Genomic DNA, 14,163 nt, shown 5'->3' with positions numbered 1-14,163 from the left:
AGGGTGACGACCAGCAGGGCGACGCCGATGGTGGTGGCGTAGGCGGCCTGACCGTCCCGGAACGCCTTCTGGTACACGTACAGGACCAGCACCGTGGTCGAGTAGTCGGGGCCGCCCGGACCGGTCGTCATGATCTGCACGACCGCGAACGACTCGGCGCCCAGCGCGAGGATGCCCATGTAGACCCAGCCGGACTGCACGGTGTCCCACAGCAGCGGCAGGGTGACCCGGAAGAACGTGGTCGCCCGGCCGGCCCCGTCCAGCAGCGCCGCCTCGTACAGCTCGGCCGGGATGGAGGCCATGCCGGCGCTGAACAGCACCACGAAGAAGCCGGTGGTGGACCAGACGAGCACCGCCATCACGCACCACAGCGCGAGGTCCGGGTCACCGAGCCAGAGCGGCTGGACGGAGTCCAGCCCGACACCGCGCAGGAACGAGTTGATCGCGCCGCTGTCCGGGTTGTAGGCGAAGGCGAACAGCAGGGCCACGATGGCGATCGAGAGCACCTGCGGAAAGAAATAGACGATCTTGTAGAAGCCGGAACCGCGCACTCCGGTGACCACCGGACCGCCCTTTCGGTGCCGGCCGCCCACATTGATCATGAAAGCGAAGAACAGGGCCATGCCGATCGTCACCAGCGGCAGCAGCAGGGCGAAGAGCAGGCTGTGCGTCAACGACTTCCAGAAGATGTCGTCGTGCAGCATCCGGGTGTAGTTGTCGACACCGACCATGCTGAATTCGGGGCTCAGGCCGGTCCAGTCCGTGAACGAGTAGTAGATGGACTGGATGAACGGCCAGATCACAAAGAGTGCGTAGAGCCCGAGCGGGGCCGCGAGGAACCCCGTGATGAACCCGTACTTGCCGTGCTGCATTGCCGGACGACCCCGTTCCTGGGACACGTGCTGCCGCTGGTGACGAACCCGTGAGGGGGTGTTACTTGTGCTTGTAGTGCTTGATGGAGGTGTCCTTGGCGGCCTCGTCGGCGAAGCCCTGGATCTTCTTGACCGTCTCGGCCGGGGTGAGCCGGCCGGCCATCATCTCGCCCAGGCCGCCGACCCCGATCTTCTCCTTCTCCAACTGGACGTACCAGTCCGGGATGCGCGGGTTCACCACGTTGTCCCCGGCCTTGTCCAGCGCCGCCACGCCCGCCTTCAGACCGGGGGTCAGCTCGATGCCGTCGATGCCGCCGTTGAGCGCGGAGAGCGACTTCACCTTGGAGGTGAAGTTCCGCGAGGACGCCTCGGAGAGCATGACGCGCAGCTGCTCCATGCCGCCCTCGGGGTTGGCCGCCTTGGCCGGCACGACGAAGGGCTCGCCGCCGGAGGCCCAGATGGTGCCGAAGGGCAGCTTGTCGGAGCTGTCGATGCCGGTCGGCGCGGACACCGCCAGGTCGAAGTCGGCCGGTATGACGTTGGCCGACTCGTTCTCCACCCAGGAGCCGTTGGGGATGAACAGCGCCTTGCCCTTGGCCCAGGCGGTCTGCGACTGGATGTGGTCGAGACCTGGCGTGCCGCGCAGGATGTAGCCCTTCCGGAACAGCTCGTAGTACGCCTCGAAACACGCCTTGACCGCCGGGTGCTTCCAGGCGTTGGGCTCCAGGTTGTCGATCGCGTCCAGCACCTCGCGCCCGCCGACCTTGGCGATCATGGGGTAGAGCGAGAAGGGCAGGTAGTACGGGTACTTGCCCGCGTAGGTCCAGCCGGCGATGCCCTTCTTCTTCGCCTTGGCGCAGACCTTGAGCATGTCGTCCCAGGTCTCGGGGTACTTCTCGTCCAGCCCGTCCAGCGCCTTCTGCGAGTACCAGACGCCGTACACGGTGTAGGCGTAGTTCAGGATCCACACCGGGTCGCCGTCGAACTGGCCCATCTCCACGATGCCCGGGCGCAGGGTGTCGCGGACCTTCTTGGACGGGTCGTCGTAGGACGGCGCGTCCAGCAGCGGGGTGAGGTCGGCGAGCTGCTTCTTGCCGACCAGAACGCCCATGTCCATCTGCTCGGCGCCGGAGTTGTCGATGAGGTCCGGCGGGTTGCCCTGGTTGAAGCGGGGCTGGAGGGTGGACTGGATCTTCTGGGTGGCGGAGAACTTCACCTGTGCCTTGGGGAAGGCCTTCTCGTACAGCTTCACCGCGTCCTCGGCGTACTCCTTGCCGAAGCCGCCGTCGAAGAGGACGAAGTCCAGCTTGGCGGTGTCGTTGACGCCCAGCGGGTTCTTCGCGGTCTTCTTGCCCGCCTTCGCCTTGTCCTGCCCGTCGCCGCCACTGCTCGCGCAGGCCGACAGCAGCCCCATTCCGGGGGCGGCCACCAGGCCGAGCGCCGCGGTGCGCTTGATCAGATCACGACGGCCGACGCCCTCGCTGCCATGCTGTCCGGTGGAACCCATGCTCAAGTCCTCGCCTTCTCCAGGACTCAGGCGGTGAACCGGATCTCCCCCCGGCACCGCGGTCGGGTTGTGCTGGCTCGTGCAGGAAACGCCGACAGGTATAGTCCACTTCCCGCCAAGGGGGCAAGATCGAATGCAAGGTCGGCCGTCGGTCTTTTCCGAGTTGAGACCTGGTGGAAATATCGCCGGGCTCCGCACACCCTGCCGGATGAATTACCGATATAGCCCCCTGAATGCCGCAGCCAACACCCTTGACATCACCGGCCACTTGACCACCTACTGGTTCCTGCGCAGCAAGCTGACAACGTTGTCCGAAGTAAGCGCGGGAGGGGAATCCGTAGATGCAGCGGAGATCTCGGCACAGATGGACTCCGGCGGTCGTCCTCACGACCGCCTTTGTCATGGGCGTCGGCGCCCAGGGAGCGGCGGTCGCCGTGCCGGCCAGGGCCCCCGCCGCCGCCACGGAGTTCGCGTCGTCGTTCGAGTCCGGCGACCCGGCACCGGACTGGCTGAACACCGTCGACACCGGACCGGGCGGCGCCAAGCGCTCCTCGGGCGTGGACGGCGGTTACACCACCGGCATTCCGGGCAATGTCACCGACCACGTCACCGATCTGCGGGCGAGCGGGGAGAACACCGGCGCGGGCGAGGTGAAGGAGAACCTCACCGATGTCGATCCCGGTAGCAAATGGCTCACGTTCGCACCCACCGGCTGGGTGGAGTTCGACCTCGACCAGCCGGTCCGGCTCGCCGCCTACGCGCTCACCTCGGCCAACGACCACGACGAGCGCGACCCGAAGGACTGGCGCCTGGAGGGCTCGGCGGACGGCAAGGACTGGAAGACCCTCGACACCCGTACCGGCGAGACCTTCCCGGACCGGTTCGGGACCAAGTCGTACCAGCTCACCACGCCGGCCGAGTACCAGCACTTCCGGCTGGAGGTGACGAAGAACAACGGCGCGTCGGACGCACTCCAGTTGGCCGACGTCCAGTTCTCCACCGGCGGCGGTGACGGTCCCGCGCCGCAGGACATGCTGAGCCTCGTCGACAAGGGCCCGAGCGGCTCCCCCACCGCCAAGGCGCGGGCGGGCTTCACCGGCACCCACGCCCTGCGCTACGCGGGACGGCACACCGCCGACGGCCGGGGCTACTCGTACAACAAGGTCTTCGACGTCGATGTGAAGGTGGCCCGCGACACCCGGCTGTCGTACCGCCTCTTCCCGTCGATGGCCGACGGCGACCGGGACTACGACGCCACCAACGTCAGCGTGGACCTGGCCTTCACCGACGGCACCTACCTCAGCCAGCTCGGCGCGAGGGACCAGCACGGGTTCCCGCTGACCCCGCGCGGCCAGGGCGACGCCAAGGTGCTGTACGTCAACCAGTGGAACGACGTGGCGTCCCGGATCGGCGCGGTGGCCGCGGGAAAGACCGTCGACCGCGTCCTGGTGGCGTACGACTCCCCCAAGGGGCCGGCGAAGTTCCGGGGCTGGGTCGACGACGTGGCGCTGCGGCGGGTGGCCCCCGAGCGGCCCAAGGCGCATCTGTCGGACTACGCGCTGACCACGCGCGGCACCAACTCCAGCGGCAGCTTCTCGCGGGGCAACAACTTCCCGGCCGCCGCGATGCCGCACGGCTTCAACTTCTGGACCCCGGTGACCAACGCGTCCTCGCTGAGCTGGCTGTACGAGTACGCACGGGCCAACAACGAGGACAACCTGCCGACCGTCCAGGCGTTCAGCGCCAGCCACGAGCCGAGCCCGTGGATGGGTGACCGGCAGACCTTCCAGTTGATGCCGTCCGCCGCGAAGGGCACTCCGGACACCGGCCGCGAGGCCCGTGAGCTGGCCTTCCGGCACGAGAACGAGACGGCCCGGCCGTACTACTACGGGGTCAGGTTCGAGAACGGCCTCAAGGCCGAGATGACCCCGACCGACCACGCGGCCGTGCTGCGCTTCAGCTACCCCGGCGACGACGCGAGCGTGCTGTTCGACAACGTCACCGAGCAGGCGGGGCTGACGCTGGACAAGGAGCACGGGATCGTCACCGGCTACTCCGACGTGAAGTCGGGGCTGTCCACGGGCGCGACCCGGCTGTTCGTCTACGGCACCTTCGACAAGCCGGTCACCGAGGGCTCGTCCAGTGGGGTCAAGGGCTATCTGCGGTTCGCCGCGGGCGCGGACCGTACGGTGACCCTGCGCCTGGCGACCTCGCTGATCAGCCTGGACCAGGCGAAGGACAACCTGCGCCAGGAGATCCCGGACGGCACCTCCTTCGACACCGTCAAGGCGCGCGCCCAGCGTGCCTGGGACAAGATCCTCGGCAGGGTCGAGGTGGAGGGCGCCACCCCGGAGCAGCTCACCACGCTGTACTCCAGCATGTACCGGCTGTACCTCTACCCGAACTCGGGCTTCGAGAAGGTCGGGGACAAGGACCAGTACGCCTCGCCGTTCTCCGCCATGCCCGGCCCGGACACCCCGACGCACACCGGCGCCAAGATCGTCGACGGCAAGGTCTACGTCAACAACGGCTTCTGGGACACGTACCGCACCACCTGGCCCGCCTACTCGTTCCTGACGCCCTCCCAGGCGGGCGAGATGGTCGACGGGTTCGTGCAGCAGTACAAGGACGGCGGCTGGACCTCCCGCTGGTCCTCCCCCGGCTACGCCGACCTGATGACCGGCACCTCCTCGGACGTGGCGTTCGCGGACGCCTACGTCAAGGGCGTGAAGTTCGACGCGAAGGCGGCGTACGACGCGGCGGTGAAGAACGCGACCGTGATGCCGCCCACTTCGGGCGTCGGCCGCAAGGGCATGGCCACCTCGCCCTTCCTCGGTTACACCAGCACCGACACGGGCGAGGGCTTCTCCTGGGCCATGGAGGGCTACGTCAACGACTACGGCATCGCCAAGATGGGCGAGGCCCTCTACGAGAAGACCGGCGAGAAGCGGTACAAGGAGGAGTCGGCGTACTTCCTCAACCGAGCCCGCGACTACGTGAACCTCTTCGACGCGAAGGCCGGCTTCTTCCAGGGCCGGACGGCCAAGGGCGACTGGCGCGTGGACTCCGCGAAGTACGACCCGCGCGTGTGGGGTTACGACTACACGGAGACCGACGGCTGGGGCTACGCCTTCACCGCCCCGCAGGACAGCCGGGGCCTTGCGAACCTGTACGGCGGCCGCAAGGCCCTCGGTGACAAGCTGGACGAGTACTTCGCCACCCCGGAGACCGCCTCCCCGGAGTTCACCGGCTCCTACGGCGGTGTCATCCACGAGATGACCGAGGCGCGGGACGTCCGGATGGGCCAGTACGGCCACTCCAACCAGGTCGCCCACCACGTCAACTACATGTACGACGCGGCCGGCGAGCCCTGGAAGGCCCAGAAGAACGTGCGCGAGGTGCTGTCCCGGCTGTACACGGGCAGCGAGATCGGGCAGGGCTACCACGGCGACGAGGACAACGGCGAGCAGTCGGCCTGGTACCTCTTCTCCTCGCTCGGCTTCTACCCGCTGGTGATGGGCAGCGGGGAGTACGCCATCGGCTCGCCGCAGTTCAAGAAGGCCACCGTCCATCTGGAGAACGGCCGGGACCTGGTGATCAAGGCCCCGGACAACAGCGACCGCAATATGTACATCCAGGGTGTCCGCTTCAACGGCCGCCCCTGGAACTCCACTTCCCTCCCCCACGCGATGCTGTCCAAGGGCGGGGTGCTGGACTTCGCGATGGGGCCGCGGCCCTCGTCGTGGGGTTCGGGCAAGGACGCCGCCCCGGTGTCGGTCACCGAGGACGACAAGGTGCCGACCCCGCGCGCGGACGTGCTGAAGGGCGACGGCGCGCTGTTCGACAACACCTCGGCCACGAGCGCGGCGGTCACCTCGGTGGACCTGCCGACGGGTGAGGCGACCAAGGCGGTGCAGTACACGCTGACCTCGTCGGCGGACCGCGCGAAGGCGCCCACCGGCTGGACCCTGGAGGGCTCCGCCGACGGCACCACCTGGCGGACGCTGGACAAGCGCTCCGGTGAGTCCTTCGCCTGGGACCGCCAGACACGGGCGTTCAGCGTGAGTGCGCCGGGCTCGTACACCAAGTACCGGCTGGTACTGGACGGGGAGTCGACGCTGGCGGAGGTGGAACTGCTGGCCTGACGGCTCCGGATCGAGGGGTGGAGGGGCGGTCCCGCGCGGGGGCCGCCCCTTCCTCGTGGCTCGTGCCGTCTGCTCGGCCGTTGAGGGGGCATTAGCCCGTTGGTCGGGCCCGCGCGGTCCGGCCCGACCAGCCGACCGAGCCGAGGAGTTGCACCGATGCCGACCGCCGTACCGGAGAGATCAGCGGGCCTGCCCGAGGACGGCACCCGCCCCGTCAGGACGACTTCCACCGGGCGCCCTCGCGAACTGCCGCGCGGTATGGCGCGGGCGGCGGCCTCCATCGGGGCGCTGGCGGTGTGCCAGGCCGTCCTGATGATCGGCATCGGCTTCCTGATCACCGGCCCCGCCCGGCACGTGTGGCCGATGACGGCCGAGGACGGCGTCAACCGGGGCCTGGAGCGGCTGCGTACCTCCACCCTGACCACGCTCTCCTCGATCGGGTCCGAGCTGGGCAACACGGGCACCGTGATCGGGGTGACGCTGGCGGCCTGCCTGGCGATGATCTTCATACCCAGGCTGCCGATGTGGCGTCAGGTGTCGTTCCTCGCGCTCGGGGTCGCGCTCCAGTCGCTGGTGTTCCTGGTCATCACCATCGCGGTGGACCGCCAGCGCCCCCATGTGCACCGGCTCGACGGCTCCCTGCCGACCTCCAGCTACACCTCCGGCCACACCGGTGCGGCCACCGCGATCTACGGCGGTCTCGCGGTCCTCGTACTGTCCCGCGTGAAGAGCCCCTGGCGCCGCGTGCTGGCCGCGCTGCTGCTCCTGCTGCCGGTCGTCGTGGGCCTCTCCCGGCTGTACCGGGGCATGCACCACCCGACCGACGTGGCGGGCGGCATGATCAACGGCGCGCTGGCCCTGCTGATCGTCGGGCACGCGCTCCTCCGTGACGGCCGTGTCTCGGCGCCCGCCGCGCTGCCCGAGGCCCCTCCGGCCCCTCGCGCCGAGCAGCTGCCGGGCCGGGTCGCGGTGGTCGTCAACCCCACCACGGTCGACGAGAGCGCGCGGGACGAGCTGCGCCGGGTCCTCGCCCAGCACGGCCACCGGGAGCCGGTGTTCATCGAGACGACCGCCGCCGACCCCGGCGGCGGCCAGACCGCCCGGGCGCTGGACGAGGGTGCCGCGCTGGTTGTGGTCTGCGGCGGCGACGGCACGGTACGCGCGGCCGCCGACCGGCTGGCCGGCAGCGGGGTCCCGCTCGCCGTCGTGCCCTTCGGCACCGGCAATCTGCTCGCCCGCAACCTCGGCCTCCCGCTCACCCCGGCCGAGGCGCTCGACGCGGCCCTCGGCGGTGCGCCCCGCGTCATCGACCTCGCCCGGATCGAGGGCGACGGCCTCCCCGCCACCCACTTCGCCGTGATGTCCGGCGTCGGCCTGGACGCCGCGATGATGAAGTACGCGGAGGAACACGACCGCGCGAAGGCGCTGCTGGGCTGGTCCGCGTACGTCCTGGCCGCCCCGAAGGCGATGCGCGGGCCCCGGATGGGCCTGAGCGTCCGCTTGGACGGCGGCCAGCCGCTGCGCCGAACCGCCCGCATGGTGCTCGTCGGCAACACCGGCGCCCTCCAGGGCGGTCTGCGGCTGCTGCCGGACGCCCGTCCCGACGACGGGGTGCTGGACCTGCTGATCCTCGACCCACAGGGCCCCGGCGGCTGGCTGCGCACGGTGAACACGCTGCTCCTGCACCGGAAGCGGGACGGCGAGGAGGGCGAGGGGCAGCCGGAGTTCCGAACCTTCCGGCGGGCCGAGTTCACCTTCGACGCCCCCGAGCCCCGCGAGATCGACGGCGACCCGGTCGGCACCGGGCTCCGGCTCTCCGTGGAGGTCGTGCCGGGCGCGCTCACCGTGCTGGTCCCCAACCGGGAGGGCTGACATGGGAAGCGCCACCAAGGTCCCGGAGACGCGGGACATGAGCGGGGACGAACTCTCCGCCGACGAGGCGTGGGTGACCCTGCGCCGCTACGGCGGCTGGTCCCTGCTGCGCGACGCGTTCCTCCGCTTCCGGTACGCCGACGGCTTCAGCCACTCCCGCGCACTCGCCCTGCAGACCGTGCTCTCGGTGATCCCGCTGGCCCTGGCCTTCGTCGGCCTCTCCGCCAGCCTGCACACCGAGGACATCGGCCGGATGGCCGAGCTGACCATCCACCGCATCGCCGAGGGACCCAGCGCGGAGGTGGTCGACGACGCGCTCGACCGCAGCCGCCGCAAGGCGGGCGACGGCGCCGAGGTCGCCCTCTGGTTCGGCGCGATCTTCTCGATCGTGAACGTCACCACGGCGATGTGCCAGATAGAGCGGGGCGCCAACCGCATCTACGGCAACGAACGCGACCGGCCCTTCCACCTCAAGTACTCGCGCGGGCTGGTCATGGCGCTGTGCGCCGGGTTCCCGCTCGGCCTGGGCTTCGTCGTGATGGTCGCCGGCGACGACCTGGCCTCGGCCGCCGGCTCGGTCTACGGGCTCGGCGCGAACGCTCAGATGGTGTGGAACATCGTGCGCTGGCCCTTCGGGCTGCTGCTCGCCCTGATCTCCGCCAGCGCGATCTTCCGGCGCTCACCACGCCGCAAACAGCCGGGCTACACCTGGCTGGCCTTCGGCGCCGCGGTGTATCTGGTGCTGTGGATGACGCTGACCTGGGTACTCACCCTGTACCTGGACCTGAGCGGCTCCTTCGACACCGTCTACGGTCCGCTGAGCGCCTTCATGTCCCTGCTGCTGTGGGCCTACCTGACCTCGCTCGCCCTGTTCCTCGGGCTGTCCTTCGCGGCCCAGCTGGAGGCGGCGCGCGGGCGGCGGCCCGAACCGATCCAACCCGATCCGGGGGTCTGATGCCGACGAAAACCACGACCCTGCGGGCCACCGACCGGCGGTTCGGCATCCGGCTGCTGGCGGCGGCCGGGGTCGCCGCGGCCGCCGCCGTGCCGTTCGCTCTGCTGCTGGTCCTGGTGGAGGGCCGCTGGCGGCCGCTGCGCGACCTCGACCGCGACGCCGCGAACGGTCTGCACGAGGTCGCCGTGGGCCATCCGGCGTGGACGAGCACCCTGCGCGTGCTGTCCAACTACGTCTGGGACCCGCTCACCCTGCGGGTGGGCGTGGCGCTGCTGACCGGCTGGCTGCTGTGGCGCGGTGCCCGGCGGCTGGCCGCGTGGGCGGCGGTGACGGCGGTGGTGGGGGGCCTGCTCGGGCTCGGCGTGAAGACGCTGGTCGAACGGGCACGGCCGGTCCTGGTGGACCCGGTGGCGCACGCGCCGGGCTACTCGTTCCCGTCCGGACACGCGATGACCGCCACCACCTCGTTCGCGGTGTTCCTGCTGGTCCTGCTCCCCATGGTGCCGCGCCGGGCCCGGATCGCGTGCTGGGTGGTGGCGGTGGTGTCCGTGGTGGGGGTCGGCTTCACCCGCGTCGCACTCGGCGTGCACTGGTTCAGCGACGTGCTGGGCGGGTGGCTGCTCGGGCTGGCCGTCGTCGTCCTGACCAGCCGGGCCTTCGAGGCGTGGCGGTCCGAGACCGGCCAACGGCCCACGCACGTCGCCGAGGGGCTGGAGCCCGAGCTGTCCGGCCCGAGTCCCGAGCCGGACAGCACCCCCCGCTGAGCCGCGTCACACGCCGGTCAGCCGGCCGATCTCCTGCGGGTCGAGCCCGGTCAGCCGCGCGATGCGCGGGGCCGGGACCCCGGCGGTCAGCGCCCGGTGCACCAGGGTCTCCCAGCCCTGGGCGGTGTCCCGGAAGTCCAGCAGCTCCCGCTCCATGTCGGTCACCGACTGGGGCGCGCACTCCTGCTGGACCCGGACCTCCTCCTCCGCGGTCAGCGGGATCGGCAGCCGCTCGGCCTCCTCGGGGATGAGGATCTCCGACCCGGCGGGCAGAATCCTCAACTGCTCGGAGGACGGCGCGACATCGTGGGCGGAGATCCAGCCCCGCACGGCCGGGGTCTGGTCGCATTCCAGCGGGGCGACGGCGGCCATGGCCGCGCCGAGGCTCGGGTGACGGTCGGGGAGCAGGAAGAGGTAAGCCTCGTCGGCCATCGGGCGGTTCCGCCTTGTCGGTGTCGGTTTGGGTGGGGAGACCGATGCTACTGCCGCCGCACCCCTCCGAGGAGACGGAACCGCCCCGGTTCACTTGCCGGCGAGCGCGAAGACGTGCAGGTCGCCGTCGTCCGGCAGCTTCACGCTCCTGATCTCCTTCCCCTCCGGCGCGGCGAACGGCTTGGTGACGAACACATAGGTGGCCACCGGGTCCTTGTCGGCGCCCGCGACATTGCGGTACGCGGCCTTGGCGACGACCTCGTTGCCGTACTGCACGGTGCCGCCCCCGCCGCCGACGGTCCAGTCGGTGAAGGAGAGGTCGGCGGCCGTGGTGCTGCCGTCGGTGTAGGTGATGGTCGCCTTGGCGGACTGGTTGCCGTTGACGGCGCTGCCGACGAAGGCCAGCGCGGTGGTGGGGTCCTTCAGTTCGACGGTCTGGCCGTGGGCGGAGGCGTTGTCCGGGCGGCCGGCGGGCGAGTCGGGCCAGGTGAAGGCGAGGCCGCCGGTGGTGACCCGCTTGCCCGGAGTGAGGCCGGCCGCGGCGAGGGCCTGCCGGGAGTAGCTCCAGCCACCGCCGTCGTAGTCCGCCTCGTCGTGGTCGCCGGTGTCGTCGGAGACGCCGGTGTTGTCGTAGGCGGCCAGCAGGGTGCCGGGGGCGGCGACGGTCAGGGAGACGGGCTGCACGTAGGAGGTGTCGCCGGAGGTCACCGTGACCTTGGCGGTGTAGAAGCCCTGGGTGGCGTCGTCGGCCGCGGTCAGGGTGATCCGCCGGGCGCCGCCGGTGACCGTGCCCTCGGCGGGGGTTGCCGTGACTCCGGCGGGCGTCTCGACCTCGAAGCGGACCTCGGGCCCGGTGCCGCCGTTCAGGGACCGGGCCCGTACGTCGATCGCGGTGCTGTCACCGGGGGCGAGGGTCGCGGTGGTCGGGCCGACCCCGATCTGGTACGGCTGCTCGCCCTGCCGGAAGGAGGGCGGCGGGGTCTGGGCGCCCCACGTGCGGTTCGGGGTGGTGCCGAGCCGGTAGTCGAGCCGGCCGCCGTCCCGCACGAAGGACGCGGGCAGCCAGGCGCGGTCACTGGAGCGGCCGTTGACCTTCAGGGACTGCACGTACGGCGCGTCGGCGGCGGCACCCTCGGCCCGGATGGAGATGTCGTCGCCCTGCGGCCGGTCGATCTCCACCCGCTCGAACAGCGGAGAGGCCAGCACCAGTTCGGCCCGCGAGGGCACCTGCGGGTACATGCCCATGGCGGAGAAGACGTACCAGGCCGACATCGCGCCCAGGTCGTCGTTGCCGGGGATGCCGCCCGGCCCGGTGGACCAGAGCTGCCGCATCGCCGCGCGCACCGTCTCCTGCGTCTTGTACGGGGCGCCCGCGTAGGCGTACAGGTACGGCACGTTGATCGAGGGCTCGTTGTCCATCTCGGACTTGGCGCCGCCCTGGCCGGTGAAGGCCCACTTGCCGTCGGCGGTGTGGAAGAAGGAGTCCAGCCGGGCCAGCGCCTGGTCGGTGCCGCCCAGCGCGGCGAACAGCCCGGCCGGGTTGTGCTGGACCATCCAGGTGTACTGGGCGGCGCTGCCCTCCACGAACCCGTTGCCGGTGTCCGGGGTGAAACCGGTGACCCAGCTGCCGTCCGCCTTGCGGTTGGCGATGTAGCCGCCGGTGGGGTCGGCCGCGATGTTGAAGTTGTTCTGCCACCACTGGGCGCGTGCGGCGAACTGCTCCCCGGTCCGCTTCTCCCCCGCCGCCGCCGCGAGCTGGGAGAGGGAGAAGTCGGCGGTGGACATCTCCAGTGTCTCGGCGGCGCCGCCCCAGGCGTTGGAGACGCTGGGCATGTAGTGCAGCTTCAGGTACTTGTCGAGCGAGGGGCGCTGGCCGACGGACAGCACCGGCTTTCCGGCCGCGGAGAGGTCCTGCTCAGTGGGCACGGTCGCCGCCTTGACCAGGGACCTCAGGGCGCCCTTGAGGTCGAACCCGGTGCCGCCGAAGGCGTGGATTCCGGCGAGCGCGCTGGGCGAGGGGTCGCCGTTCATGACGTGGGTGCCGCCCGCGTTGTGCAGCCAGCGGTCCCAGATCCCGCCGTTCTGGGCGGCCAGCTCGTAGAGCGACTGGGCGATGTCCGAGCCGGTGCGCGGATCGAGCAGGGTGAGCAACTGGACCTGGTCGCGGTAGACGTCCCAGCCGGAGAAGGTGCCGTACTGGGCGCGGTGCCCGCGGCCCACCCGGTGCACGTTGCCGTCGCTGCCCCGGTAGCGGCCGTCGGCGTCGCTGATCACGTTGGGGTGGAACAGGGCGTGGTAGAGCGCGGTGTAGAAGGTGGTGCGCTCGGCGTCGGTGCCGCCGCCGACCCGGACGGCGCCGAGGCGTTCCCGCCAGGCGGCGCGGGCCGCGTCCCGTACCGCCTCGAAGGAGCGGTGCGGACCGTTCTCCGCGCGGAGGTTGGCCTCGGCGGCGTCCCGACTGACGTAGGAGATGCCGACCTTGACGTTCACCGGGCCCTCGCCGGGCGCGAACTCGACGTATCCGCCGGCGCCCTTGCCCGCGACGGGCCGGCCGCCGTGGGAGAAACCGCCGGTGCCACCGGAGGCGCTGGTGGAGCCGGGGTCCAGCTTGTCGTCCTGCCAGGTGCCGGTGGTCTTGAAGGCACGGTCGAAGTGGGCCGTGAAGTAAAGGGTGTAGTAGGAGCGCTGTCCCTCGGGGTCGAGGTAGCCACAGAAGTTGCCGGAGGTGACGGACCCCGAGACGGTGTGGCTCGCGGGGTCGATGCTGACCGTCGAGTCCTCCGACCCCACCTCGGAGTTGGCGGTGCGCACCAGCAGCGAGGCGGGCTTGCCGGCCGGGTACGTGAAGCGGCCCGAGCCGGTACGGGCGGTCGCGGTCAGGTCGGCGGTGACACCGGAGGCGAGGCCCACCTTGTAGTGGCCGGGCTCGGCGGTCTCGTCCGTGTGCTCGAAGTCGGAGGCGTAGACGGCGTCCTTGGTGTCGCTCGCCGGGGAGGAGGTGACGTCACCGGCGTACGGGAAGAAGGGGATGTCCCCGCTGCCGCCCGCGCAGCCGGTGCCGGACATGTGGGTCAGGCTGAAGCCCCGCACGCGGGTGGCGTCGTAGTGGTAGCCGCCGGGCGCGGTGGTGCGGGTGGCGTCGCCTCTGGTGGTCTCCGGGCTCCAGGAGAGCATGCCGAAGGGCACCACGGCGCCGGGGTAGGTGTCGCCGCCGTTGCTGCTGCCGATCAGCGGATCGACGTACGGCGTCGGGTCGTCGACCAGGCCGGGTGGTGCGGCGCCCGCCGCGAGGGCGGGGGTGGCGCCGCCCGCCGCGAGCGCGGCGGCCAGCAGCAGGGACATGGGACGGAAACGCATCACGCGGCCCTTCCTCCTTGCGGACGGGTCGCGCACCACGGGTCGCACAAGCCGCAGGGACAGTAACGCGTTCCCACGGCCCCACGGAAGAGGGCCGCCGTGTTCGCCCAAGTACCTTGACATCGTTGTCCGTTGGACCGGTAGAGTCAGGAACGGACCCACTAGACAACGTTGTCGCGCCCCACCGCAGGCCAAGCCACCCGCACCGCGCACGACCCCTGTCCGCTCCGGGCGGGCACCCCGCCCGGAGCGGACAGGG

The 14,163-nt window shown here is 70.7% G+C and carries 8 protein-coding genes; 4 read left to right on the top strand and 4 right to left on the bottom strand.

Annotated elements, in window-relative coordinates; all coding sequences use genetic code 11:
• Together CCN33_RS22185 and ngcE are read right to left on the bottom strand one after the other, a co-directional pair.
• On the bottom strand, nt 1–872 hold an 872-nt coding region (locus tag CCN33_RS22185; RefSeq protein WP_086695292.1), incomplete at its 3' end, for a carbohydrate ABC transporter permease.
• A 61-nt stretch (nt 873–933) separates the two neighbouring features.
• Entirely contained in the window at nt 934–2,379 is a 1,446-nt protein-coding gene (gene ngcE, locus CCN33_RS22180; RefSeq protein ID WP_086695291.1) for an N-acetylglucosamine/diacetylchitobiose ABC transporter substrate-binding protein, read from the bottom strand.
• A 341-nt stretch (nt 2,380–2,720) separates the two neighbouring features.
• Here ngcE and CCN33_RS22175 point away from each other — a divergent pair, with 341 nt between their 5' ends.
• The 4 genes from CCN33_RS22175 (at nt 2,721) to CCN33_RS22160 (ending at nt 10,115) form a co-directional block, all read left to right on the top strand.
• A complete protein-coding gene (locus CCN33_RS22175) occupies nt 2,721–6,524 on the top strand; it encodes a GH92 family glycosyl hydrolase (RefSeq protein WP_208621830.1) in 3,804 nt (1,267 codons plus the stop codon).
• 156 nt (nt 6,525–6,680) lie between these two features.
• Nucleotides 6,681–8,396, top strand: a complete 1,716-nt coding sequence (locus CCN33_RS22170; RefSeq protein ID WP_086695289.1) for a bifunctional phosphatase PAP2/diacylglycerol kinase family protein — start codon at nt 6,681–6,683, stop codon at nt 8,394–8,396.
• 1 nt (nt 8,397) lies between these two features.
• A complete protein-coding gene (locus CCN33_RS22165) occupies nt 8,398–9,351 on the top strand; it encodes a YihY/virulence factor BrkB family protein (RefSeq protein WP_086695288.1) in 954 nt (317 codons plus the stop codon).
• Nucleotides 9,351–10,115: a phosphatase PAP2 family protein gene (locus tag CCN33_RS22160; protein WP_086695287.1), complete on the top strand. Its 765-nt coding sequence runs from the start codon at nt 9,351–9,353 to the stop codon at nt 10,113–10,115. Before CCN33_RS22165 ends, CCN33_RS22160 begins: the two co-directional genes overlap by 1 nt.
• A gap of 6 nt (nt 10,116–10,121) precedes the next feature.
• Here the strand turns inward: CCN33_RS22160 and CCN33_RS22155 are convergent, their stop codons facing one another.
• Together CCN33_RS22155 and CCN33_RS22150 are read right to left on the bottom strand one after the other, a co-directional pair.
• Nucleotides 10,122–10,547, bottom strand: coding sequence for a DUF6003 family protein (locus CCN33_RS22155; protein WP_086695286.1), 426 nt, complete (start codon nt 10,545–10,547; stop codon nt 10,122–10,124).
• Nucleotides 10,548–10,637: 90 nt separating this feature from the next.
• Nucleotides 10,638–13,904 carry a GH92 family glycosyl hydrolase gene (locus CCN33_RS22150; protein WP_086695285.1) on the bottom strand — a complete coding sequence of 1,089 codons (3,267 nt, stop codon included), beginning with the start codon at nt 13,902–13,904 and terminating at the stop codon, nt 10,638–10,640.
• Nucleotides 13,905–14,163: the final 259 nt, after the last annotated feature.

Origin of the sequence: Streptomyces recifensis (genome assembly GCF_002154615.1) — a bacterium.
GTDB classification, from domain to species: Bacteria; Actinomycetota; Actinomycetes; order Streptomycetales; family Streptomycetaceae; genus Streptomyces; species Streptomyces griseoluteus.
This window is presented reverse-complemented; position numbering and strand designations above follow the sequence as displayed.

Bases quoted from the DNA above. Each gene is read 5' to 3' on its own strand.
- ngcE (WP_086695291.1), bottom strand. From the start codon at position 2,379: ATGGGTTCCACCGGACAGCATGGCAGCGAGGGCGTCGGCCGTCGTGAT.
- CCN33_RS22175 (WP_208621830.1), top strand. From the start codon at position 2,721: ATGCAGCGGAGATCTCGGCACAGATGGACTCCGGCGGTCGTCCTCACG.
- CCN33_RS22170 (WP_086695289.1), top strand. From the start codon at position 6,681: ATGCCGACCGCCGTACCGGAGAGATCAGCGGGCCTGCCCGAGGACGGC.
- CCN33_RS22165 (WP_086695288.1), top strand. From the start codon at position 8,398: ATGGGAAGCGCCACCAAGGTCCCGGAGACGCGGGACATGAGCGGGGAC.
- CCN33_RS22160 (WP_086695287.1), top strand. From the start codon at position 9,351: ATGCCGACGAAAACCACGACCCTGCGGGCCACCGACCGGCGGTTCGGC.
- CCN33_RS22155 (WP_086695286.1), bottom strand. From the start codon at position 10,547: ATGGCCGACGAGGCTTACCTCTTCCTGCTCCCCGACCGTCACCCGAGC.
- CCN33_RS22150 (WP_086695285.1), bottom strand. From the start codon at position 13,904: ATGCGTTTCCGTCCCATGTCCCTGCTGCTGGCCGCCGCGCTCGCGGCG.